Genomic DNA, 22135 nt, shown 5'->3' with positions numbered 1-22135 from the left:
ACCCACTACTGATTTCGAGCATTCGACGACCGGACAGTGACTTCGCGTAGGCCGCCCGTCGTTCGATTCCGGCGGAACAGAGCCCCTATCACCTGTACATCGGTCAGTACTACGGTGGGCACTAAAGGAGCCGACCCGCATCGACGGGGGTTCGAAGAGAGAAACGAGTGGCGTCGACTGGACGTCGACTGATTCGGGGTGGCGACTGCCGCTCACTTTGGATTCGAAGTTATAGCGGACATCTCACCGAATATACGAAAGGGGAAACCGGTTGAATAAGGGGTCCGTAGGATTATGTAATGAGTCAGCGCCGAAGCCAAATCGACATTCAGGGGATGAGCTGTGCGAACTGCTCGCAAACCATCGCCGACGCCGTAGAATCCCTCGATGGCGTCTCGGACGCGAACATCAATTTCGCGACCGACGAGGGGAGCGTCGAGTACGACCCGGAGGAAATCTCACTCGGTAGAATCTACGACGCCATCGAGGACGCCGGGTACACACCGGTCACGGATTCGGTAACGATAGGCATCACCGACATGTCGTGTGCGAACTGCTCGGAGACGGTGCAGGACGCGCTCGAGCGCACGGCCGGCGTCGTCGAGGCCGACGTCAACTTCGCGACCGACGAGGCACAGGTCACGTACAACCCTGCCGAGGCGAGTCTCGACGACTTCTACGACGCCATCGAGGACGCTGGCTACTCACCAGTTCGCGAAGGTGGCGAGACGGAAGACGGGTCGAGCGGTGACGCACGTGAGGCCGCCCGGCAAGAGGAGATACGTCGCCAGTTGCGGCTGACGCTGTTCGGCGCGGCGCTGGCGGCCCCGCTGCTGTTCTTCCTCGTCGAGAAACTCGTCCTCGGTGGCGGCGTCCTTCCGGAGACGGTTTTCGGCGTCGAGTTCGGCTGGGTCGAGTTCCTGCTGGCGACGCCCGTCCAGCTGGTGCTCGGCTGGCCGTTCTACAAGAACTCCTACAAGGCGCTCGTCAAGAACGGTCGCGCCAACATGGACGTGCTGATCGCGCTCGGTTCGACCACCGCGTACGTCTACTCCGTCGCGGTCCTGCTCGAAGTGATAGCCGGCGGGCTGTACTTCGACACGGCGGCGCTCATCCTCGTGTTCATCACGCTCGGCAACTACCTCGAGGCCCGCTCGAAGGGCCAGGCCGGTGAGGCACTCCGTAAACTGCTGGAGATGGAAGCCGAGACGGCCACCGTCGTCGACGACGCAGGGAACGAGGAGGAAATCCCGCTCGAAGACGTCGAAGTCGGCGACCGGATGAAAGTCCGCCCGGGAGAGCAGATTCCGACGGACGGCGTCGTCGTCGACGGCCAGAGCGCCGTCGACGAGTCGATGGTCACCGGCGAGTCCGTCCCAGTCGAAAAGAGCGAGGGCGACGAAGTCGTCGGCTCGACCATAAACGAGAACGGCGTCCTCGTCGTCGAGGCGACGAAGGTCGGGAAGGACACCGCCCTCCAGCAAATCGTGCAGACGGTCAAGGAAGCCCAATCTCGGCAGCCGGACATCCAGAACCTCGCCGACCGCATCTCCGCGTACTTCGTGCCCGCGGTCATCGCGAACGCCGTCCTCTGGGGCGTCGTCTGGTACCTGTTCCCCGAAGTCCTCGCGGGATTCGTGAACGCGCTCCCGCTGTGGGGGCTCGTCGCGGGCGGTCCCGTCGCCGCCGGTGGCGTCTCGGTCTTCGAGTTCGCGGTCATCGTCTTCGCGTCGGCCGTGTTGATTGCCTGTCCCTGTGCGCTCGGGCTGGCGACCCCCGCGGCGACGATGGTCGGGACGACTATCGGCGCACAGAACGGCGTCCTGTTCAAGGGCGGTGACATCCTCGAACGGGCGAAGGACGTCGACACGGTCGTCTTCGACAAGACGGGGACGCTCACGAAAGGTGAGATGGAACTGACCGACGTCGTCGTCTTCGACAGCGACGGACACCCCCTCACAGACGGCGGTGAGACCGCCGCCGATGGTGGTCAACTAGCCGACCGTGACCGACTCAGCGAGGACGACGTCCTGCGGTTCGCGGCTAGCGCCGAGAGCGGGAGCGAACACCCGCTCGCCCGCGCCATCGTCGAGGGGGCCGAAGACCGTGGTCTCGACGTGACCGACCCCGACGACTTCGAGAACGTCCCCGGACACGGTATCGAAGCGACCGTCGACGGAAGTGAGGTGCTGGTCGGCAACCGGAAACTGCTCCGGGACAACGGAATCGACCCCTCGCCCGCAGAGGAGACGATGGAGCGCCTCGAGAACGAGGGGAAGACGGCGATGCTCGTTGCCCGCGAGGGTGAGCTCGTCGGCGTGGTGGCTGATGCCGACACCATCAAAGAGAGCGCCAAAGACGCAGTAAGCGCGCTCCAAGAACGCGGCGTCGACGTGATGATGATTACCGGTGACAACGAGCGCACCGCCCGCGCGGTCGCCGAACAGGTCGGCATCGACCCGGAGAACGTCCGCGCAGGGGTCCTCCCCGAAGACAAGTCCGACGCCGTCGAGAGCATACAGGACGAAGGCCGGAAGGCGATGATGGTCGGCGACGGCGTCAACGACGCGCCGGCGCTGGCCGTCGCGTACGTCGGCACCGCCATCGGGTCGGGCACCGACGTCGCCATCGAAGCGGCGGACGTGACGCTGATGCGCGACGACCCGCTGGACGTGGTGAAAGCCATCCGCATCTCGGATGCGACGCTCGAGAAAATCAAGCAGAACCTCGTCTGGGCGCTGGGCTACAACACCGCGATGATTCCGCTTGCCTCGCTTGGCCTGCTCCAACCGGTGCTCGCCGCGGGTGCGATGGCGTTCTCCAGCGTCTCGGTGCTGTCGAACAGCCTGCTGTTCCGCCGGTACACCCCTGACCACGACTACAAGCTACTCGGGCGTCTCCGCTGACCGTCGCCACTGGTCCGGACACCGAAAACCACGGAACAGACCGTGATTTGACTTGAAAGAACGACCTTAATCAACACGCTGCTGCACAGCGAGACGTGCTACCGGATGCACCCCAATCTGCTATGACAGACGACGAAGACGACCGCACCCTGCCATCGAGGGCCGTTCCCTCGTCGCTCGGTCGGACGGCGACGGCGGGAACCTACGTGCTCCTGACCGGAGTGGCCCTGATGGGTGTCTCGTTCCTGACCAACCCCGTCCCCGACCCGTCGTTCCCGTGGGCGACGCTTCCCGACGCGCTCAGAGTCGCCTACACGCAACCGCGAATCGAGCACTGGCCAGTCACCTACACGGTCGGCCTCTGGCTGGTCGTCTTCAGCCTTCCGCTGGCCTTGCTGGCCCTCTACGACCGGTACGGGTCGACGCTATCCGTCCGGCCGAGTACGTGGCTCGTCGGTGTCCCCGTGACGCTGATGCTCGCGTTCACCACGTACTGTCGGTTCTTTTGGCCGAAACTGCACCCGTCGACGTGGAACGCGCCCTCTTACACGCTGGTCTGCTGGGGGTACTGCTCCACGTACGACCCCGTCTGGAGTTCGCTCGCCTACGCTGTCGCTATCCTCGGTGTGGGTGCGACCTACCTCGCCTATCGAGATTCCGCGTACGCGAAGCACGTGCTGGGAACGTTCGGCCTCCTCGCGTTTCCGCTGGGCCTTCCTGCCCTCTTCGACGCTTACCGACGGCACAGAACGTAACGTACCGTTTCGCGGACGTCCCACATGCAGACAGTGTCCGAACACAGCGCGGTGAAGACGGCTCCCCACCTGCGTTGTCTCCAGTCACCGGTCACGAACGGTCTACTTCTACAGGGGCAGTTTGCTCGCGATGTGCGTATTTCGGGCGCCGAAAACGCATCTCCAACTGTTTCCCACTCCAGTCAATTTCCGTTCGGCGAGTGGGCCATCTGCCCGTACAGCGAGTACAGGATGACGAGCATCCCGATTGCGACGACGGTCGTCTGGATGGTTCCCGCGACGAAAATCGACAGACCGACGACGTCGAACAGGACGCCCTCGATGACCGACCCGACGCTGATGAACAGGAAGCCGATGGCCACGTACAGCATCGGTTCGCTCCCGTACACTCTGTAGCCTTTGAACGCTTGATAGGTTATCAACAACCCGAGTCCGACTGTGATGAGCTTCGCGATGACGAGTTCGATGTGCATGGTTTAACTCTCCCGGAGGTCGTTCCAGATGCGCGAGAAACGCTGTGCCGCGTCCTCGCGGACGTGTACGTCGACGTCGATAGTTCCGTCGCCGATGTCGACGTCGAGGTGGTCGACGTTCGCCCGATAGGCGCTGTGGTGACTCCCGTCCGACTCGACCCGCGTCTGTTCGATGAGTAAGTCCTGTTCGGTCATCTCTTCCACCCGGCGGTAAATCGTAGAGAGGGCGACGTCACACTCCTCGCTCAACTCCTTGGCCGACAACGGTTCGCGACTGGTCGCCGCGAGAATCTGCCGGACACGCTCCTTACCCAATAGTTCGAGGAGTTCCGAAGCGGTGTCGTCTCTATCCACACTGTCCCTCGTAATAGCGGTTATTGACGTACGGACACTTAATTAACGAGCGTTTTTGCGTCGCGTGCAAAACAGCTCTCTCCCCTATTACCCCACCGAGCGTATCGACTAGTGTAAGGTGACCGATGCCATGACCAACGAATCACTGTACACGCGGCGACGGCTACTCCAACTAACTGGTGGCGCGGCGGCCGTTAGCCTCGCTGGCTGTTCGGGCACCCAGACGGACCCCGAAAGCGGGGCGGAAGCGACGGAGGAACACTCTGAAACGGATGCGCACAGCCAGACGGAGGGCCACGACGACACCGAGGGCGGACACAGCGACGAAGAGAGCGGTCACGGCGGTGACAGCCACGGGCATCAGGAGGCAATCGGTGAGCCGACGGACACGGCAGAGGTGAAGATGCTCACGCAGGACGGGAGCTACCACTTCGACCCTCACGTGGTCCGAGTCAAGGTCGGCGGTACGGTGACCTTCCACAACGAAAGCGGGAGCCACTCCGCGACGGCCTACCACCCGGACAACGACCAACCACAACTCGTCCCCGACGGTGCCGCGTCGTGGGACAGCGGCATCCTCTCGGAGGGTGGAGCGACGTTCGAACACACCTTCGAAACTGAGGGTGTCTACCACTACTACTGTACGCCCCACGAATCTCTCGGGATGATCGGTAGCGTCATCGTCGGTGAACCGGACGCTCACGGCCAACCGGCGCTCGAGGACCCGCCACAGGACAAACCCGAGCGCGTCCGCGAGAAGATTTCGGAACTCAACGCGATGTGTAACGAAGCGCTCGGTCACGAACACTAACCCGACTACGGCACGAGTTTTCGGGACAGCGGGAGTGTTGCAGTAGTTTACAGTCTCACGTTGTACGTGACGTGGGCGGCGACGAGAACCAGATAGCCACCGACCAGGTAGGCGACTATTCGCCACGAGAGTCGAGGCACTCCGATGTCCGAACTGCGGTGGATGCGTTCACCGAGTGCGTAAGCGAACCGACCGGCGACGAGCGCGAGGGGAAAGTGGACGAAGACGAACGGTAACACGAGTGCGTCGAAGTGGACGGCTCGCTCGAGCTGTGTGAGGTACCGGAGTTTGAGGACGACTTCGAGAGCGCCGACAGTCACACCCGAGACGACAGTCGACGATACACCCTCCGTCTTCGTGAGAAGGTGCCCACGGCGGTAACTCCAGAGATAAAACGTCACGATGAGCGGGAGCAACCTACTGAACCCCTCTTCGACCAGACCGGCGACCACTACGACCGTCAGTGACGATGTCCCGACGAGTAACTGGAGTTCGAGCCAGTAGGCCACGCCGACGCCCACGGCCGTCGTCAGGGCGCTCAGTGCGGAGACGCCGGCGAGGGATGCGAATCGATGCGCGTCCACGAGACGGTACTGGAGAGGCAAATATATACATCTAAGCGTGCTAACTGTAAACGAGTAACACGTCCCGAGAGAGACCACTGACCGATGACTTCCGGTGGACCGATACAGGACCGACCCGCAGACGGAGACGACGCCGTCGACCGTATGGAGGCGTCTGTCGTCGACCGACGTGAGTTCCTTCTGGGTGCGGCTCTCGGCGGCATCGGAGTCGGTGGCGCACTCGGCGTGGGAAGTCTCGTGGACGGTGCGCGTCCCGAAGGACTGGCGACGCTGGCGAGCGAGAGCGCAGTCGCGCCGCACACGAGCTATCACTTGCCGGCCGTCGACGCGACCGGAGAGGGCCTCGTCGTGGACGTCGAGATGTCGCTCGAAGCGGGGAGCGGCGAACTCTACGTGAACCTCGACAGGGTGGAGGTACGACACGACATCCAGCTAGCCCTTCGGGAGGCTACTGCCACGGCCGAGGAGATAGCCGATGCATCGCTCGCCGGCCGAGACCTGTTCGTCTCGTTCGACCCGCCGGGCTCTGGAGTATTCACGCTCCGGGGAAAGAGCTGGGAAGCGGGGCTCACGGTCGCACTCGTCGGATTACTCACCGGGAACCGGCCGTCACCACGGAAGCTCGTGACCGGTGTGGTCGGACGAGACGGGCAACTGCTCCCTGTCGGCGGCGTCGAACCGAAAGCCGTCGCTGCTCGGAGTGCTAGTGTCGAACTGTTGCTCGTCCCGCCGGGCCAGTCGGTTTCAGTTCCCGAGATAACGGTGAAGGCAGTGCCCGATATCTCCGCCGTCGTGCGCCAGGTCCTCGGATGAGGCGACGCCGTATTCCGGCGGGCAGTTTCCACCGTGCTTCACGCTTGGCTATCAGTTACCCCATTCCCACCACAAAGAGTCCAAGGCCACTGACCACGCTGATTACCCCGAACACTCGCGCCCACTGCCAGCCCTGCGCGGTCAGGCGCTCCATCGAAAGGACCGCCGTGATGACCGCCATCCACCCGACGTTCATCGACCCGACGACGACCATGACCCCCATCAGGACGCCGCAGGCCCCGACGTCCTGTACGGCGAACGCCACCCCAGAACGAGACGCCCTCCGGATGCCGACCGGCGGATAGCGACCGACTGAATCGGTCGGCGAGCGACAGCGACCCAGATAGCGGCGCTTCACCGGCGACACCTGGAAGACGCCGGCGAGCAGAAAGGCGACGCCGAAGTACAGCAACCCCCACGTCCGCGCCAGTTCGGTGATGGAGACGACGGCGTTCACCCCGAGTGGGACGAGACCGAGGACGACCCACAGGAGCGTGTAGCCGCCGACGAAAGAGACAGCGTCGACGATAGGGGTTGTCGACCGCTGACCGGAACGGTCGGCGTACCACTGGAAGACTCTCGCAGTGGAGGGGTACATCATGGCGACCATCATCAGCCCCCACATGCCGAGGTAGTGGACGACGCCGACCGCACCGTCCGCCGCGGCGGCCGCCTCCACCGCTCCCGGACCCGTCGCCCCCGCGAAGCGCAGATGCGCCCCTCCGAACAGCAGGTGTTCGAGGGAGTCGTGGGCCAACAACCCCGCCCACGCGACCAACGCGACCGCGTACGTCGTCAGCGCGACAGGGAGGCGGCCGCGCCGTGTGACCCGCCTTCGCAGCTCTGGTTCGTTCATTGGTCGTGTGGTGTGCCCGTCAGCCAGTCACTCCCCTCTCCACGGAATCGTCAGCAAGTCCCGGTGAACCTCGGGACCGACTTCGAGCGTGCAGTCGGTCGTCGCCACCGCTATGCAGGGCAACACGTAGCCGTCGTCGAGATGCCGTGGCTTGAGTGCTCGCGCCTCTCGGTCGTGTTCTAGCTCACCGTCCAGCAACCGCGCGGTACAGGTCCCGCAGACGCCGGTCCGACAGCCGAACGGCAGGCTCAGGCCGGCGGCCTCGGCCGCGTCGAGGACCGTCTCGCCGTCGGCGCTGACCGCCGCCTCCCGCCCGTCGCGCCACACTAGCCTCGCCGTGACCATCGTCGGGTCGCAAGCTCACTCCCAGACGTCGCTCGTGCAGTCGCCGTCGGGCCAGCGAATCTCGTGGGCGCGGGCGGGTCCCTCCGGCACCTCGCCGAAGTCCACCATGAACTCCTCGTCGAGCGTCATGGTACCTCGACGCGGATTCACGTCCGCCTTCAGCATCACCGACCCCTTCTCGGCCTCCTCCGGGAAGAACTGGTTGTCCCACGTCGAGTACAGCGACGTGGTCCAGTAGAGTCGCTCGCCGTCCAGCGAGAGCTGGAGCATCTGCGGGCCCGCGACGAGTTCGCGGCCCTGCAGTTCCTGCACGTCGCCGAAGTAGCCGCCGACGGAGATGGAGTCGGCATGGCGCGGGTTCGTCGGGTCGGAGACGTCGTACATCCACACCTCACCGTGGAGCCAGTTCGACCCGAAGAGGTAGCGGTCGTCCATCGAGACGAGGATGTCCGTCGGCAGCGCCGGGACCGGCATGTCCCATCCCTCCATCTCGCGGCCCTCGAAGTCGATGACCTTCTCGGCGGTCCACTCGTCGTCCTCCTTCCAGAAGTGGAAGATATTCGAGGACAGCGCCGCGTCGACGTACCCGTGGGCGTGGTCCGGCGTGTGGAGGAATCGGACTTCGAGCGGGACCAACCCCTCCTCGCCGAGGTCTACCGTCTGCTCTACGGTCCGGTCCTCCCAGTTCCAGAACTGGAGTTCGTGGCCGTAGTTGCCCGCCTCCACGTCTTCCATGTCGAATCCCGGCTGATAGGTCTTCGGGGCGGCCCACTCCGAGGAGACCATCACGTTGTGCCGTGGCTGGTACCAGAAGTCGTAGTTGAAGTCTATCTCGCCGGGAGCGTCCCAGCGCCCCTTCACGTTCAGGTCCTCGTCGAGTTCGAGGAATCCGCCCGGCAGGTCGCCGTCCGCGTTCCCCAGCATCGAGATGACGACGGTCCCGCCGCCGATGCAGTGGACGGTGTGTGGGGCTGAGAGGTCCTGCTCGTGGACCTCCTCCGGTTCGATGACGTCGACTAGCTCCGGGTTCTCCCGGTCTTTCGCGTCGACGATGTGGATTCGGGACGAGCGATTCCCCGGCACGACGAGGTAGCGCCGCTCCAGTCCGCCGATGTGGCAGGACGACGAGCAGGCGTTCCAGCCGAAGTGGTGGAGTTCGTCCCCCTTGTTCGGCAGGTCGATTCGGTTGACGATTTCCCCGTAGCTGTCGGAGTCCGGCGCGACGTCGACGACGGCGACGAAGTCCGGAGCGTCGACGTCGGTGCCCGTGTGAATCCCCATCACGTAGGCGAGTCGCTCCGGTTCGGACACCTCGATGGCCGCCTGCGGCGTCAGATACCCCGGCCCTGCGTGTTCGTGGTGGTCGTGCTCTGCGTGTTCGTGGCTCTGTTGGTGCTCGCTAGACATCACGCGAACGTACACGAATCAGATAGATTGTTATCCGCTAGCAAGACTGCGAACGAGAGAATTACCGTCACGGCGCGTGCGAGAGTTCGTCCGGGCGGGTTTCGGGGACCGGACGTCAGCCGGGTAATTCGGTGCTATCCACACAGCGGCGGCCAGGTACCTCAGCACCACCCAACGGGTCCATCCAGTGTCTCTCGGTAACCTGCCGCCCACCCGTCTGTCGTCGCTCACGGGGCATTCTCTAGAAGTCGTCGAGCCGTAACTGGTTCGGGTGCAGTCCCTCTGGTTCGTCAGCCCCCAACAGTCGCGGTAACGCCGTGTTGGCGAAGGTGAGCCCGACGACCAGCAGAATCGGCGCGAAAAAGAGGCCGTAGAAACCAAGCACGACGGGCCCGAGCGTGTAGGCCAGCATCAACAGGCCGACGTGGGTGTCCTCACCGCTGAGGAGCGGTCGCAGGATGAGGTCCGGAATCGTGTCGACGACGACCACCGCGACGACGAGAAAGCCCAGCACGTAGAGGAGCAGTGAAGAGTCACCACCGAGGACGACAGGCAGAGCGGCGATGCCAGTCAGCGGAAGGTAGACGATTTTCATCCCGACGACCGGAATCAGACTCGCGACGCCGGTCAGCGCTCCCGCGAGCGCCGGATACGGAACCTCCGCGGGTGCCGGGACCAGCGCGTTGTACCCGGAGAACGCGGCGATGGCGATGAGCGAGATGGCGAGGACGTTCAGCAGGTTGCCGAACAGCACCGCTTCGAGTTCCCGGTCGACGGCTTCGAGGTACTCCCGGATTATCGCCCCGTCGTCGAACCGCACGAGCCACTCGCGGATGCGGCGGCCGTCCAGCAACAGGTAGTACGTGACGATGACGGTCACGAAGAGGTTGAGGAAGAAGTTCGAGACGACTGAAGTCAGGAGCGCGGCGTGGTCGCCGAGGAACTGGACGACCGGGGATAGCTGCCCCGACTGGTACGCCTCGTAGAGGCCCTGGACGGTGAGGTCCGGCATCGTCTCGATTTCGCCGAGCCAATCGACGTGCGTGGCGGCCACGTCGACCAACGCGTACTGCTCGACGAAGGTCCGCGCTTCGAGGACGAGGAGGACGACGGCGTAACTCACGAGCAGAAGGAGCGGGACTGCGACCGACCCCATGACGACGACGGCGCGAACTCGGGCCGGCAACCGGAGCCGTCGGAGCGATTTGTAGAACCGTCGGGTCGAGTAGTAGAGGAATACCGACAGCGTAAGCGGGGCGATGAACTGGTACGCGAGCGCACCGAGGACGACGGCGACGACGAGGCCGAACAGGGCGACGACGAATCGGTTCGCGTCCATACCCCCACTCGTCACGTACGACTCATAAACCTACGGACAGGAGTCAGACGTCCGTCAGTCGGTCGGCGGCAGAGCGGGGCTACCGGGGGTGTGTCTCCCCCTGTGGTACTCGGCCGTCCTAACCACGGACTAGCCGTCCTTCGCGCCTCGCCCGGACGCGACTAGAACACCGCCGTCGTCGTGGCCCGGCCGATATGCGGTGTATACACTTCAGGGGGGCCCGCGTACCGCGCATCGATGAGGCACCGCACTCGTCGGCAGTTCCTTCGACTCGGCCTCGGGGCGGGCGCGGCGTCAGTAGCCGGGTGTCGGAGTCTTTTCGGGTCCGAGCAACGGCGAACCGACACCGACGAGTCCACGACGCGTCGCGAGACGGTAACTGACGGAACACACGGGACCGGGACGGTCACCGTTCCGCTGGAGGGGCAGACGACCGCTCCGGTCGACGTGCGTGGGGCGCTGTACCTCCCGGCCCGAGCGTGGAACACGTACCAGATGTGGGCCGAGTACGACCGGCGCGTCGTCGAACGCGATTTCGGGTACGCCGCGAGACTCGACCTCAACGCAATCCGCACGTGGTTGAACTTCGAGTTCTGGCGGGAGGACCCCGCCGCGTGTCGACGGCGCTTCCGCCACTTGCTGACGGCCGCCGAGAAGAACGGTCTCCGCGTCCTCGTCACCCTGTTCGAGGGTATCGGTGCTTCGCCCACCGAGGCGAACCTGACCGACGAAAACCCACTTACGGCGACGGTAGTCGCGTCGCCGTCGCTGGCGGTCGTGAAGAACCCCACGCGATGGGAGCAACCCCGTCAGTACGTTCGTTGGGTGGTAGACAACTGGGGCGACGACGATAGACTACTGGGACTGGAAATCATGAACGAACCCGGGTGGCGTGCGCCGCGTAAGCGGTTCGCCCGGGCGATGTTTCGTACCCTCCGCCGCCACCGCGAGTCCGTGCCCCTCACCGTCGGGTCGACGAGCGTGGTGAACGACCTCGACTACGCCGACTGGGGCAGCGACATCTTGCAGTTCCACTACAACTTCCCGACCAGCGAGGACGTCTTTCGAGACGCCCTCCGACAGGTCGGCATCGTCAGAGAGCGGACCGACAAACCGGTCTGGCTCACCGAGTGGCAACGCGTCAGGTCGGGCCGCGGCTTCCACTCCGCTCCGGCGCTCGACGAACGAGACCCGAACTACGCCTCGATGGCACCCACCATCGAGGAGTTCGAGTTCGGGAACTTCTTCTGGTCGCTGATGGTCAAGCCCGCCGTGGTCACCTCACAGCGCGAGTACGGCGTCCTCAACGGCCTGTTCCACGAGGACGGCGCGGTCTGGAGTCTAGAGGACGCCCGCGCTATCAAGTCCATGTCGGGCGACCCGACGTTCGACGGCCGCGAACGACAGGAGTGGCCCGAGTGGGCGGCGGCCATCAGAGACTAATCCCGCTGCGACGCGGACGGCCGGTCGCGGACGACGGCAGTACCGGCGTCAGCCGTAAACGAGTTGTTCGAGAGCGTCGCGTCTGCGTCGCCGAGGTAGACGCCGACGAAGTACTGGCGAGCCGTGACGCCACGAACGGCGACGGCCGACGAGTCCTCGACGAAGACGCCGAAACTGTTCCCGGTGACGTTCGCTCGGCGCACGACGCCGTCCGTGACGTTCGCGAGATATATCGCCCTGTTCCACTCCGTGATTCGCACGTTCCGCACGGTGACGTTCGAGACGGAATCGTCGCCGCCGACCTGTACCGCCGTCGTATCGCTCACGCCCATCCCGTCGATAGTGTGACCGGCGCCGTCGAAAATGACGTCGCTGGACTCGATGCGGATACAGGACTCCGAGATGTACGTGAAGTTCTCTCCGCCGCCGTTCTGGATGTCGCTCGTCAGGACGTACGTCCCCGGCTCGGTGATGACTCGACAATCCCGGACGGTCGTCGTGTCCTCCGAGTTGGCAGGCGTCGGAGGTGTGGAGTCGGTGGCAATGGCGCTCTGTGGGGCGACTGTCGCCCCGGCGAGCGTCGCGGATAGGACTACCAAGACGAAAGCAACTGGGACAGGGGCCCGGTCGAAGTCGAACATCGTGTCGAGACACTCAGCGCCGTCCGACGGTACGGCGTCGAACGTGCTATTCGCCTCCCCAGACAGGTCGCCGGATATTGGTTATTCGTCACATATGCCGCGCTCCCTGACCCGGCAGACTGGCGGATTCGGTCTGTGACTCGGCCGGTGTTGGACTGCGTCTCGGTACTGCTCTCGGTCTCTGCGTCGGCGGCGTGGATACGGACGTCCGATGGCGACACACGCAACACGTGTAAACGGGCGAGACGGCCACCCGACTCGCGTAAGACGTGGTTACTCGCTCGGTGTGGGTCGCCGCACGACTGCTCGTCACAGACCCGGCCGAGACTGGCGGAGTTCCGACTGCTACTGGCTTCCCGACCGGGGTGAGTGCCGGAGACGACTGTATCGTGGCCCGAGACAATGGTTGAGGTGTAGCCCTATCGACACCATTTCCGCGCCCACAGCTATCTGTTGTGAAGCTACACTGAAAAGTATTCATACAGTAGAAATATAGGATTGTTTGAAGATATTATGCCGATAGTATCCCCATTTATCCATCGATAGTACTGTATTCGTAGTATTGATTCCTGACTTCGATTTCGTTTTTAGTATATCGCAGTACTTCGAGGATATTTGCCATATATTTGGACGTGAACCTGTCTCTCGGTCCGGTGATGCCCAGCGAGACCATGACCTCCTGCTCCTCGTCGAATATCGGCACGGCGATGCCACGGACGCCTCGGAGGTGCTCCTCGTCGTCTATCGCGTACCCCTGCTCACGGATTCGTTCGAGGGCCGCTTCGAGGTCGCTCCGGGAGGTCAGTGTCTCGTCAGTCCCCTCCGGAAGCCCGTGCTGGTGGACGATTTCCCTCCGTCGGTCGACTGGTAAGTTCGCGAGAATGACCTTCCCCAGCGAAGTCCAGTGCATCTCGGTGTGGTTCCCGATAGGTATCTCGTCCCCCGCGGCCTTCTCGCCCGAACTCCGGTACAGGATGACTCGCTGTCCGTTCTCCTCGATACCTGCACCGGCAATCTCGCCGGTTTCGCGACTGAGCTCTTCGACCTTGTTGCGGAGCAGACGGCCGACGTCCAGACGATGCCGGACACTGCCACCGACTTCGAGGAACCGAAACGACCGACGGTACTGCCCCGACTCCTTGACGACGTAATCCCGTTCGACGAGCGTGTTGAGGTGGATGAACACGGTGCTAGTGGGAACGTCAAGGTAGGCGGCGAGTTCGGAGAGGCCCACGGGTTCGAGTTTGCCAAGCGCCGAGAGGATATCCAGCGTCGTCTCGACGGCGCCTATGGTCTTTTTGTCTTGGGTGGGCATGGTATTCCCTATTTTGTGTAGGGTGAAAAGGCTTCCTCCACGACGCAAAAATTTTCCACTATCGTTGAAAGCCGGTGCGACCCGTCCGACCCAGCTGTCCTAACGAATGTACCCATGTTATTTTCGAGTGGCTATCGCCTCTCGAAGCATGACAACAACCCACATGGGAAAGTCGACGAAGCGCACAAGGTTCGAATTCGACGCTTTCAGAACCGCTATGGAGATTTCTTCGAGAGGGTGGAAGCCTCGATGAACGGAGCGCCGTCATTTTCAACGCTGTTGAAAACCCGATTAACGAAGATGTAGGTCCCAGTATATCTACTCTAGAGTGCTTCTACCCGCACATTGCGCCGTTCTGTCGTTCGGCAGTCATCAAGGGCAACCTTGGAACTCAGTCCCTGCAAGAACACACCGTCGGGTGTTTACGTCCGGATTCGCCCGGTCCAGAGACGAGCAGTGGGTTCCGACGTGCTTGGCCTGCGGAGAGACGCCACAACTGCCAACATTTATTACCCATGATTGCGACCATTCTCCCACTCGGTATGAGCGAGGTTACACTATCGAACGTCAGCAAGGTATACGACGATAACGTCCTCGCAGTCGAGGGCGTGTCCCTGTCGGTCGAGGACGGGGAGTTCGTCGTCGTCGTCGGTCCGTCGGGGTGTGGCAAATCGACCACCCTCCGGATGATTGCGGGGCTCGAAACGGTCACCGACGGCGAGATAGCCATCGGTGGAGAGGTGGTCAACGACGTCCGCCCGCAGGACCGGAACATCGCGATGGTGTTCCAGAGCTACGCGCTCTACCCACACATGACCGTGCGCGAGAACATGTCCTTCGGGCTACGACTCTCCGGTGAGTACGACGACCAAATCGAACGACGTGTCGAGGATGCCGCGGAGTTGCTGGAGATATCGGACCTCATGGACGACCTCCCGAAACAGCTCTCGGGTGGTCAGCAACAGCGCGTGGCGCTCGGCCGGGCCATCGTTCGCGACCCGGACGTGTTCCTGATGGACGAGCCCCTGTCGAACCTCGACGCGAAGCTCCGAACCCAGATGCGCACCGAGATTCAGCGCATCCAAGAGGAACTCGACGTCACGACGATTTACGTCACCCACGACCAGACGGAGGCGATGACGATGGCCGACCGAATCGTGATTCTCAACGAGGGCGAACTCCAGCAGGTCGACCCACCAGAGCAGTGTTACGACGAACCAAACAACGAGTTCGTCGCCGGGTTCATCGGGTCGCCGTCGATGAACTTCTTCGAGGTGACTGCGACAGAGAGCGACGACGGCGTCCGGTTCGAGTCGCCCGACGTAGCGTTCACGCTCGACGTGGACGTCCCGCCGGGAGAGTACACGCTCGGCGTGCGACCGGAGGATTTCGTCGCCGAAGACGCCGGGGAGTACATCGACACCGTCGTCGACGTGGTCGAGCCGATGGGGTCGGACAACTTCCTCTATCTGGAGACCGCCGGCGGCGACAAGGAGGTCGTAGCGCGAGTGTCCAGCGAGTATCGCCCCGAACGCGGCGACCAGATTCCGCTGGGATTCGACGTCGAGGACATGCACCTGTTCGACACCGACGGCGAACGGGTCGAGTTGAACGAACTTCAGCGGACGGAATCTGCGTAAATGTTGTACGACACTATCGGTCGAAAGGAGAGCGAGTGGGCCGGGATGACCGCAGGACAAGTCCGAGACGTCGGCGAACGACCGGGCTCAGTTCTCGTCATCCCTGTCGGGAGCGTCGAGCAACACGGAAACCACCTGCCAGTCGTCACCGACACGTTGCTCGTCGAAGCGATGGTCGACGCCGCAATCGAGCAGTTGGACGACGTCCCCCTCGTCGTCACGCCGCCGGTCTGGAGTGGGTTCTCTCCCCACCACCTGTCGTTCGGCGGGACCCTCTCACTCGAATTCGCTCACCTGCGAGCGACCCTCGAAGACATCGCGCACACGGGCATTCAGAACGGGTTCGACGCGGTCCTGTTCGTCAACGGCCACGGCGGGAACGGCCCCCTCATCGACGCCGTGGTCAGCACCGTCGGCGTCGACACCGACGCGGAGGTGCTCGGAACGACGTACTTCCAGTTGGCGTCGGACCGAATCGAGTCCCTCCGGACGACCGAGACCGGGGGGATGGCTCACGGCGGCGAGTTCGAGACGTCGCTGATGCTCGCGCTACGGCCGGACCTCGTCGGCGACTTCGAAGCCCGCGAGGGCGAACTGATGGACGAACACTACGAGTGGGGCGGGCAGGACTTGCTCGACGGCGGCAACGTCGCCGTCTACCGCCCGTTCGACGCGTACTCGGAGTCGGGCGCCATCGGTGCGCCGAAGGAGGCGAGCGCCGAGACAGGTGAGCGCATCCGCTCGATTATCGGCGAGGAACTCGCGGCCCTCATGGTCGCTATCCACGAGAACAATGCCTGAACAGGGAATTAGCGGAGACAAACACAAACAATTATGTATGTGGAAGTAAGTGACACTAATGATGCAGCCCGATAGCAACACCGAAGCTAGCGAGGACAGTATGGACCGGCGGCAGCTACTCCAGGCACTCGGCGCAGGCGGTGCCATCGCTATCGCCGGGTGTAGCGGCGACGGTGGTAGCGGCGGCGACGGCGGCGACGGTGGGAGTGGCAGCGACGGCGGTGACGGCGGGAGCCAGAGCGTCCAGTTCCTCACCATGGGCGTCGGCGACAACATCAAGCAGTTCTTCGAGGAGAACAACGCCGCCTTCGAGGAGGAGCACGGCGTCGAGGTGGAGTTCACCAGCGTGACGTGGGACAACGCCCGGCAGACGGTGAACAACCGCGTCGACGGTGGACAGGCACCCGACGTCAGTCGGTGGCCCGCGCGCTGGATTCCCCAACTCGTCGGCAAGGACGCGCTGGAACCGCTCGACGACATGATGGACGGCGACTTCGGCGAACAGTTCTACGACGGCGTCGCCGAGGGGACGATGTACGAGGGGTCGCACTACGGCGTGCCGTGGGCCGCCTCGAACAAGTGTCTCTACTACAACAAGGACGTCTTCGAGACGGCCGGTCTCGACCCCGAGAACCCGTCGCTGGACACGTGGCAGGACATGCTCAACGCCGCGAAGCAGATTCGCGACAGTGACGCCAGCGTCCCGGCCCTCGGCCTCGCCGGCGCCGACGCCATCGAGACGGGGTCCCAGTACTACCACTACCACTGGTCCCACGGTGCCGACCTCGTGAACGACGAGGGGATGCCGGTCGTGAACGAGGGCGGCGCCGCCGACGCCCTGTCGTTCTACACGGACCTGCACCTCGAACACGACGTCACCCAGTCCTCGCCGCTCTCCTCGACCCGGCAGGACATCCGCCAACTGTTCGAGAACGGCGACCTCGGGATGGTCATCGGGCACGTCTACACGGGCCTCAACATCACCTCCGCGCAGGAGAACGGCGAGGTCGACTTCGAGTACGGCATCGTGCAGGTGCCCAGCGGGCCCGAGGGGCGGTACAGCCTCTTTACCATCGACACGCTCGCAATTCTGAGCCAGAGCGAGCACAAGGACATCGCCCGTGACCTGATTCGGTTCTACTTCGACGAGGAGCGGCGGTTCCAGTACTCAAAGCAGAAGGGGTTCCTCCCGGTCGTCGAAGCCGTCGGCGAGCGGTCGTACTTCTCCGAGTCGAAGAACTGGGGGCCGTTCGTCGAGGCCGGTCAGTACGCCCGCGCTCGGCCGAAGCTGAGTAACTTCAGTCAGTTCAACGACCGCATGGTCCAGGCGATTCAGGAGGCACTGGCAGAGCGAAAGACGCCACAGGAGGCACTAGACGCGGCACAGAGTGATCTCGAAGATGCGATGGGGTGACAGACAGGAATGAGTCTGGCCGAGGAATACACCGAGACGGCGGAGGACTCCCGTCTCGAACGAGGGTTAGCTTACCTCCAGCGCAACAGCCGTTCGTACCTCCTCATCGCACCGGCGGCGCTGTTCCTGCTGGCAGTCGTCGGCTACCCCATCGTGGAGACGTTCCGGTTGTCGCTGTACCGGTCGCCGGCCGACTCCACTATCGAGACGTTCGTGGGACTCCAGCACTACGTCGAAATCTTCAACAGCGACATCTTCTACCGACTGCTCTGGCAGACGGGTCGCTGGGTCGTCGCCGGCGTCGCCGGAAAGACGATTCTCGGACTGCTCATCGCCGTCCACCTCAAAGGGGACATCCGCGGCCGCAAGTTCTTCCGCACCGCGTTCCTCATCCCGTGGGGCATCCCCTACGCCATCTCTGCGGTCGTGTTCCGCTGGATAGAGCACCCGCAGTTCGGCTACCTCAACGCCATCCTGCTGAAACTCGGCGTCATCGAGCAGGGCATCGGTATCCTCGGGAACCCCAAGATAGCGTGGCTCGGTGTAGTCGTCGCCGACATCTGGATAGGGACGCCGTTCATGGCCATCATCTTCCTCGCCGGTCTCCAGTCGATTCCGCAGGAGCTCTACGAGGCGGCTGCCATCGACGGTGCCGAGAAGTGGCACCAGTTCCGCTACATCACGCTCCCCCAGCTCAAGAGCGTCATCCTCATCGCCACGCTGCTGTCGACCATCTGGACCTTCGTCAGTTTCGACGTCATCTGGACGATGACCGGCGGCGGTCCCATCAGTTCGACGGCGACGCTCGTCATCCACATCTACCAAGTCGGGCTCCAGAACGGGAACCTGGGACAGGGCGCGGCCTACAGCGTCATCGGGTTCCTGTTCCTGCTCGTCTTCGCCATCATCTACCTGCGCATCTACACGCGCGGAGGTGACGAGCTATGACGATGGCGGGCCACGACCGAAGCGGCCTCCGGAAAGTCCGTCTCTACGGCGTGCTGATAGCGTTGCTCGGGGTCATGATGCTCCCGTTCTACGCTATGTTCTCGAGCACGTTCAAGCCCGAGTCCGAGATATTCTCCGCGCCCGCGACCTTGGTCCCGAGCGACCCCAGCGTCCAAGCCTACATAGACGTCTGGTCCCAGACCGACGTGCTCCTCTGGATAGGGAACAGCTTCCTCATCTCGCTCGGGACGGTCGTCCTCACGCTCCTGCTGGCGATTCCGGCCGCGTACTCGTGTGCCCGGAACGACTTCGTCGGCAAGCGGACCTTCCTCCTCTCGGTGTTGGTCGTCCAGATGTTCGCACCGGTCGTGCTCATCGTCGGCCTGTTCGACGTCATCACCCAGCTCGGCCTGTTCAACACCTATCTGGCCGTCATCATCCCGGCGGCGGCGTTCACCCTGCCGTTCAACGTCTGGATGCTGTACGGGTACTTCAAGACGATACCCGTCGCGCTCGAAGAGTCGGCGCGTATCGACGGCGCCAGCCAACTCCAGATTCTCACGAAGATAGTGTTGCCGCTGACCAAACCGGCACTGGTCGCCAGCATCACCTACACCTTCCTCTACGCGTGGAACCGGTTGCTGTTCGTCCTCACCTTCCTCACCGACAGCGCGAAGTACAACGTCCCGCGCGGCGTCTTCTCGATGGTCGGCGCACTGCAGACCGACTGGCGGATGATGCTGACCGTATCTGTCATCGGCATCGTCCCGCTGCTGATTCTGTTCGCCTTCCTCGAGGAGTACATCGTCGCGGGGATGACCGCCGGCGCGGTCAAAGAGTAACCGCCTCTACTTTTATTATCGCCGCGGTGGTCGTTTGCGTATGGAATTTGCGACGTGGGCGTATCCGTGGGATATGCTCGACGAAGGCCCGGCGGAAGTCGAAGCACGCCTCCGAGACATCGGCATCGGTGAAGTGAACCTCGCGACGAACTACCACACTGTACAGGCGTTCACGCCGCACAACCCCGAGCGGCGGACGCTGTTCGCCCGAGCGAGTTCGTACTTCGAGACCGGGTCGGAGTACGGACGGCTCGAACCGGTGCCCTACGAGGAAATGGACGGCGACTGGGTCGCAGACGTCGCCGACGGACTGACCGACCTGACGCTGACCTCGTGGACCGTCGGCTGTCACAACTCTCGGCTCGGGATGGCCAATCGCGACTGCACGCTCGAATCGGCACACGGGGACGACCTGGTCTTCGGTCTGTGCCCCTCGAACCCCGAGGTACGGCGGTATCTCACGGCGCTCGTCTCGGACCTCGCGTCGCGGGACGGCCTCGACCGCGTCGAACTGGAGACGTTCGATTACTTCTACGGGACCGGGTTCGGCTGGCACCACCAGAAGATACACGCACAGCTCGGGACGCTCGGCGAGTTCTTGCTCGGGGTGTGTTTCTGTCCGCACTGCCGCGAGAACGCGACGAACGCCGGCGTCGACGTCGACGGGGCCCGGGCGACCGTCGCCGAGACGCTGGACGCTGTCGTCGCTGGCGAGGTGTCACACGACCGCTCGCCCGAGGAATGGCTCACGGACCACAGCGCAGTCGCGGCGTACGTGGACGTACGTGAGGACACGCTAGCGTCGCTGTACGCGGAGTTGTCCGACGCCGCCGGGTCCACTCCACTCGGTTACTACGTCGGCGCGCCCGAACCCGGCCGGGAGTGGATGGTCGGGGCGGACCTCGACGCCCTCGCCTCGCACGTCGATTACTACTGCCTCCCGGCCTACGAGTCGACCACAGAGGAGGTGCTGGAGGCCTATCGTGCCGTCGATAGCGTCGTCGACGGCGTCCCCCTTCACGTCGGCCTCCTACCGGGCCATCCGGCGATTCACGAGGAGGCGGCTCTCGTGGATATCGTAGAGGCCCTCGATTCGATGGGGGTTCCCCGGGTGTCGTTCTACAACTACGGACTCCTGCCAGACGTGTCGCTGGAGTGGGTCGGAACTGCCATCGACGCGGTGACCGGATAGCCCGAAACGGTACTTTGATTATAGTTCCCGAACGACGAAACTCCATGGAGATAACCGGCGTGTCAGCGGTAACTGTAGACGTACCGCTGACCGACCTAGACGACCACCTCGGGATTGGTCCGTACGTGACCAACCACGGGGAGCTAGAATCGATGGAACGCGTCCTCGTCCGCGTGGACACGGACGAAGGCATCAGTGGCTGGGGCGAGATGCGCGTCTTCCTCTCACCGGCGGCCACCGAGTCCATCATCGAGGACGGCGTCGGTCCCATGATTCGAGGCCAGTCTCCGTTCGAAATCGAGCGCCTCCGACGGCAGGTGTTCGTCGAGTACACCAACGTCGACATGTTCTTTGCGGCCGTGGAGACGGCCTGCTGGGACATCGTCGGGAAGGCGCTCGACCGGCCCGTGTACGAACTCCTCGGCGGTTGGACCGCGCCGACACAGGGGTCCCAACAGCATCGGCAGACCGCCGGTGGCGACAGCACGGACCCCGAGGACGTCCCAATCGCGTTCTGTCTCGGAATCCTCTCGCCCGAGGAGTCGCGGGTCAAGGCGCAGGAAGCACTCGAGGCTGGCTTCACCGTCCTCAAGACGAAGGCCGGACGGGACTGGCGGCAGGACGTCGAGCGCATCGTCGCCATGCACGACGAAGTCGACGGCCAGCTAGAGTTCCGCCTCGACCCGAATCAGGGCTGGACGCTCGACCAAGCGGTTCGCGTCGGCGCGATGCTCGAAGACGAGAACATCTATCTGCAGTACATGGAACAGCCGATTCGGGTCGACTCCCACACGTCGCTTGCACGCCTCCGCGAACGGCTCCGACAGCCGATAGCGCCGAACGAGGACACCTACATCTCGCACAACATCCAGTCGCTCGTGGAGGCCGGGGCGATGGACGTCGGCGTCATCGACCTGACGCCGGCCGGTGGCATCAGCGGCATCCGTCAACAGGCGGCGGTCCTCGAGGACGCTGGCGTGCCGTTCACGCACCACTGCGCGTTCGACTTGGGTATCCGGACGGCCGCCATCCTCCACGGCTACACCGGGATTCCGGGGTTCTCGCTCCCGCCCGATTCGACGTACTACGGCTGGGAGGGCGACGTCATCGACGACCCCTTCGAAGTGACCGACGGATGTCTCCCTGCCCCGGAAGGCCCCGGACTCGGTATCGACGTGGACCTGGACGCCGTCGAGGAGTACCGCAACACATGACACGGGAACGACCACTATCGAACGGCGGGCCCGTGCAAGAAC

The 22135-nt window shown here is 63.5% G+C and carries 21 protein-coding genes; 12 read left to right on the top strand and 9 right to left on the bottom strand.

All coding sequences use genetic code 11. From position 1 onward, the window contains the following. Positions 1-299: 299 nt before the first annotated feature. A complete protein-coding gene (locus Hhyl6_RS20435) occupies positions 300-2906 on the top strand; it encodes a heavy metal translocating P-type ATPase (protein ID WP_483741099.1) in 2607 nt (868 codons plus the stop codon). A 122-nt stretch (positions 2907-3028) separates the two neighbouring features. Further along, positions 3029-3661: a hypothetical protein gene (locus Hhyl6_RS20430; RefSeq protein WP_483741098.1), complete on the top strand. Its 633-nt coding sequence runs from the start codon at positions 3029-3031 to the stop codon at positions 3659-3661. Between the two features lie 182 nt (positions 3662-3843). Here Hhyl6_RS20430 and Hhyl6_RS20425 read toward each other — a convergent pair whose 3' ends face one another. Next, the gene (locus Hhyl6_RS20425; RefSeq protein ID WP_483741097.1) at positions 3844-4134 is read right to left on the bottom strand and encodes a DUF7521 family protein; all 291 of its coding nucleotides are present in this window, start codon (positions 4132-4134) and stop codon (positions 3844-3846) included. A 3-nt stretch (positions 4135-4137) separates the two neighbouring features. Then, the gene (locus Hhyl6_RS20420; protein ID WP_483741096.1) at positions 4138-4488 is read right to left on the bottom strand and encodes an ArsR/SmtB family transcription factor; all 351 of its coding nucleotides are present in this window, start codon (positions 4486-4488) and stop codon (positions 4138-4140) included. A gap of 130 nt (positions 4489-4618) precedes the next feature. On the opposite strand from Hhyl6_RS20420, the gene Hhyl6_RS20415 reads away from it, so the two are divergent. Continuing rightward, complete coding sequence (locus tag Hhyl6_RS20415) at positions 4619-5299, top strand: cupredoxin domain-containing protein (protein ID WP_483741095.1); 681 nt, start codon at positions 4619-4621, stop codon at positions 5297-5299. Positions 5300-5346: 47 nt separating this feature from the next. Here the strand turns inward: Hhyl6_RS20415 and Hhyl6_RS20410 are convergent, their stop codons facing one another. Then, on the bottom strand, positions 5347-5883 hold the full coding sequence (locus Hhyl6_RS20410; protein ID WP_483741094.1) for a hypothetical protein: 537 nt from the start codon (positions 5881-5883) through the stop codon (positions 5347-5349). A gap of 84 nt (positions 5884-5967) precedes the next feature. Between Hhyl6_RS20410 and Hhyl6_RS20405 the strand changes: the two genes are divergently transcribed. After that, positions 5968-6696, top strand: a complete 729-nt coding sequence (locus Hhyl6_RS20405; protein ID WP_483741093.1) for a S16 family serine protease — start codon at positions 5968-5970, stop codon at positions 6694-6696. Positions 6697-6751: 55 nt separating this feature from the next. Here the strand turns inward: Hhyl6_RS20405 and Hhyl6_RS20400 are convergent, their stop codons facing one another. From Hhyl6_RS20400 to Hhyl6_RS20385, 4 genes are all read right to left on the bottom strand, one after another. Next, positions 6752-7552, bottom strand: a complete 801-nt coding sequence (locus Hhyl6_RS20400; protein WP_483741092.1) for a copper chaperone — start codon at positions 7550-7552, stop codon at positions 6752-6754. A gap of 27 nt (positions 7553-7579) precedes the next feature. After that, positions 7580-7897 carry a 2Fe-2S iron-sulfur cluster-binding protein gene (locus tag Hhyl6_RS20395; RefSeq protein ID WP_483741091.1) on the bottom strand — a complete coding sequence of 106 codons (318 nt, stop codon included), beginning with the start codon at positions 7895-7897 and terminating at the stop codon, positions 7580-7582. 15 nt (positions 7898-7912) lie between these two features. Continuing rightward, positions 7913-9304 (bottom strand): selenium-binding protein SBP56-related protein, encoded by a 1392-nt coding sequence (locus Hhyl6_RS20390; RefSeq protein ID WP_483741090.1) that lies wholly within the window; start codon positions 9302-9304, stop codon positions 7913-7915. 241 nt (positions 9305-9545) lie between these two features. Next, positions 9546-10643 carry an AI-2E family transporter gene (locus Hhyl6_RS20385; protein WP_483741089.1) on the bottom strand — a complete coding sequence of 366 codons (1098 nt, stop codon included), beginning with the start codon at positions 10641-10643 and terminating at the stop codon, positions 9546-9548. A gap of 237 nt (positions 10644-10880) precedes the next feature. Between Hhyl6_RS20385 and Hhyl6_RS20380 the strand changes: the two genes are divergently transcribed. Beyond that, the gene (locus tag Hhyl6_RS20380; RefSeq protein ID WP_483741088.1) at positions 10881-12086 is read left to right on the top strand and encodes a glycoside hydrolase 5 family protein; all 1206 of its coding nucleotides are present in this window, start codon (positions 10881-10883) and stop codon (positions 12084-12086) included. On the opposite strand, the gene Hhyl6_RS20375 is transcribed toward Hhyl6_RS20380, so the two are convergent. Beyond that, positions 12083-12685 (bottom strand): NosD domain-containing protein, encoded by a 603-nt coding sequence (locus Hhyl6_RS20375; protein ID WP_483741087.1) that lies wholly within the window; start codon positions 12683-12685, stop codon positions 12083-12085. The genes Hhyl6_RS20380 and Hhyl6_RS20375 overlap by 4 nt on opposite strands. Before the next feature lie 574 nt (positions 12686-13259). Then, a complete protein-coding gene (locus tag Hhyl6_RS20370) occupies positions 13260-14042 on the bottom strand; it encodes an IclR family transcriptional regulator (RefSeq protein ID WP_483741086.1) in 783 nt (260 codons plus the stop codon). A gap of 542 nt (positions 14043-14584) precedes the next feature. On the opposite strand from Hhyl6_RS20370, the gene Hhyl6_RS20365 reads away from it, so the two are divergent. The 7 genes from Hhyl6_RS20365 (at position 14585) to Hhyl6_RS20335 (ending at position 22093) form a co-directional block, all read left to right on the top strand. Then, complete coding sequence (locus Hhyl6_RS20365) at positions 14585-15682, top strand: ABC transporter ATP-binding protein (RefSeq protein ID WP_483741085.1); 1098 nt, start codon at positions 14585-14587, stop codon at positions 15680-15682. Beyond that, on the top strand, positions 15683-16483 hold the full coding sequence (locus Hhyl6_RS20360) for a creatininase family protein (RefSeq protein WP_483741084.1): 801 nt from the start codon (positions 15683-15685) through the stop codon (positions 16481-16483). It abuts the gene before it with no gap. 61 nt (positions 16484-16544) lie between these two features. Next, complete coding sequence (locus Hhyl6_RS20355; protein WP_483741083.1) at positions 16545-17897, top strand: ABC transporter substrate-binding protein; 1353 nt, start codon at positions 16545-16547, stop codon at positions 17895-17897. 9 nt (positions 17898-17906) lie between these two features. Beyond that, on the top strand, positions 17907-18845 hold the full coding sequence (locus tag Hhyl6_RS20350; RefSeq protein WP_483741082.1) for a carbohydrate ABC transporter permease: 939 nt from the start codon (positions 17907-17909) through the stop codon (positions 18843-18845). Then, positions 18842-19687: a carbohydrate ABC transporter permease gene (locus Hhyl6_RS20345; protein ID WP_483741081.1), complete on the top strand. Its 846-nt coding sequence runs from the start codon at positions 18842-18844 to the stop codon at positions 19685-19687. Before Hhyl6_RS20350 ends, Hhyl6_RS20345 begins: the two co-directional genes overlap by 4 nt. A gap of 40 nt (positions 19688-19727) precedes the next feature. Then, the gene (locus Hhyl6_RS20340) at positions 19728-20879 is read left to right on the top strand and encodes a hypothetical protein (RefSeq protein WP_483741080.1); all 1152 of its coding nucleotides are present in this window, start codon (positions 19728-19730) and stop codon (positions 20877-20879) included. A gap of 44 nt (positions 20880-20923) precedes the next feature. Then, positions 20924-22093 (top strand): mandelate racemase/muconate lactonizing enzyme family protein, encoded by a 1170-nt coding sequence (locus Hhyl6_RS20335; protein WP_483741079.1) that lies wholly within the window; start codon positions 20924-20926, stop codon positions 22091-22093. Positions 22094-22135 lie beyond the last annotated feature (42 nt).

Source organism: Haloarcula sp. H-hyl6 (assembly GCF_056934455.1).
The sequence above is the reverse complement of the archived record's forward strand: the minus strand, read 5'-3'. Positions and strand labels throughout refer to the sequence as shown.

Coding starts and splice junctions, on each gene's coding strand:
- Hhyl6_RS20350 (WP_483741082.1), top strand. CDS start 17,907: ATGAGTCTGGCCGAGGAATACACCGAGACGGCGGAGGACTCCCGTCTC.
- Hhyl6_RS20355 (WP_483741083.1), top strand. CDS start 16,545: ATGCAGCCCGATAGCAACACCGAAGCTAGCGAGGACAGTATGGACCGG.
- Hhyl6_RS20430 (WP_483741098.1), top strand. CDS start 3,029: ATGACAGACGACGAAGACGACCGCACCCTGCCATCGAGGGCCGTTCCC.
- Hhyl6_RS20385 (WP_483741089.1), bottom strand. CDS start 10,643: ATGGACGCGAACCGATTCGTCGTCGCCCTGTTCGGCCTCGTCGTCGCC.
- Hhyl6_RS20365 (WP_483741085.1), top strand. CDS start 14,585: ATGAGCGAGGTTACACTATCGAACGTCAGCAAGGTATACGACGATAAC.
- Hhyl6_RS20380 (WP_483741088.1), top strand. CDS start 10,881: ATGAGGCACCGCACTCGTCGGCAGTTCCTTCGACTCGGCCTCGGGGCG.
- Hhyl6_RS20400 (WP_483741092.1), bottom strand. CDS start 7,552: ATGAACGAACCAGAGCTGCGAAGGCGGGTCACACGGCGCGGCCGCCTC.
- Hhyl6_RS20435 (WP_483741099.1), top strand. CDS start 300: ATGAGTCAGCGCCGAAGCCAAATCGACATTCAGGGGATGAGCTGTGCG.
- Hhyl6_RS20395 (WP_483741091.1), bottom strand. CDS start 7,897: ATGGTCACGGCGAGGCTAGTGTGGCGCGACGGGCGGGAGGCGGCGGTC.
- Hhyl6_RS20405 (WP_483741093.1), top strand. CDS start 5,968: ATGACTTCCGGTGGACCGATACAGGACCGACCCGCAGACGGAGACGAC.
- Hhyl6_RS20345 (WP_483741081.1), top strand. CDS start 18,842: ATGACGATGGCGGGCCACGACCGAAGCGGCCTCCGGAAAGTCCGTCTC.
- Hhyl6_RS20360 (WP_483741084.1), top strand. CDS start 15,683: ATGTTGTACGACACTATCGGTCGAAAGGAGAGCGAGTGGGCCGGGATG.
- Hhyl6_RS20370 (WP_483741086.1), bottom strand. CDS start 14,042: ATGCCCACCCAAGACAAAAAGACCATAGGCGCCGTCGAGACGACGCTG.
- Hhyl6_RS20390 (WP_483741090.1), bottom strand. CDS start 9,304: ATGTCTAGCGAGCACCAACAGAGCCACGAACACGCAGAGCACGACCAC.
- Hhyl6_RS20340 (WP_483741080.1), top strand. CDS start 19,728: ATGGAATTTGCGACGTGGGCGTATCCGTGGGATATGCTCGACGAAGGC.
- Hhyl6_RS20335 (WP_483741079.1), top strand. CDS start 20,924: ATGGAGATAACCGGCGTGTCAGCGGTAACTGTAGACGTACCGCTGACC.
- Hhyl6_RS20425 (WP_483741097.1), bottom strand. CDS start 4,134: ATGCACATCGAACTCGTCATCGCGAAGCTCATCACAGTCGGACTCGGG.
- Hhyl6_RS20415 (WP_483741095.1), top strand. CDS start 4,619: ATGACCAACGAATCACTGTACACGCGGCGACGGCTACTCCAACTAACT.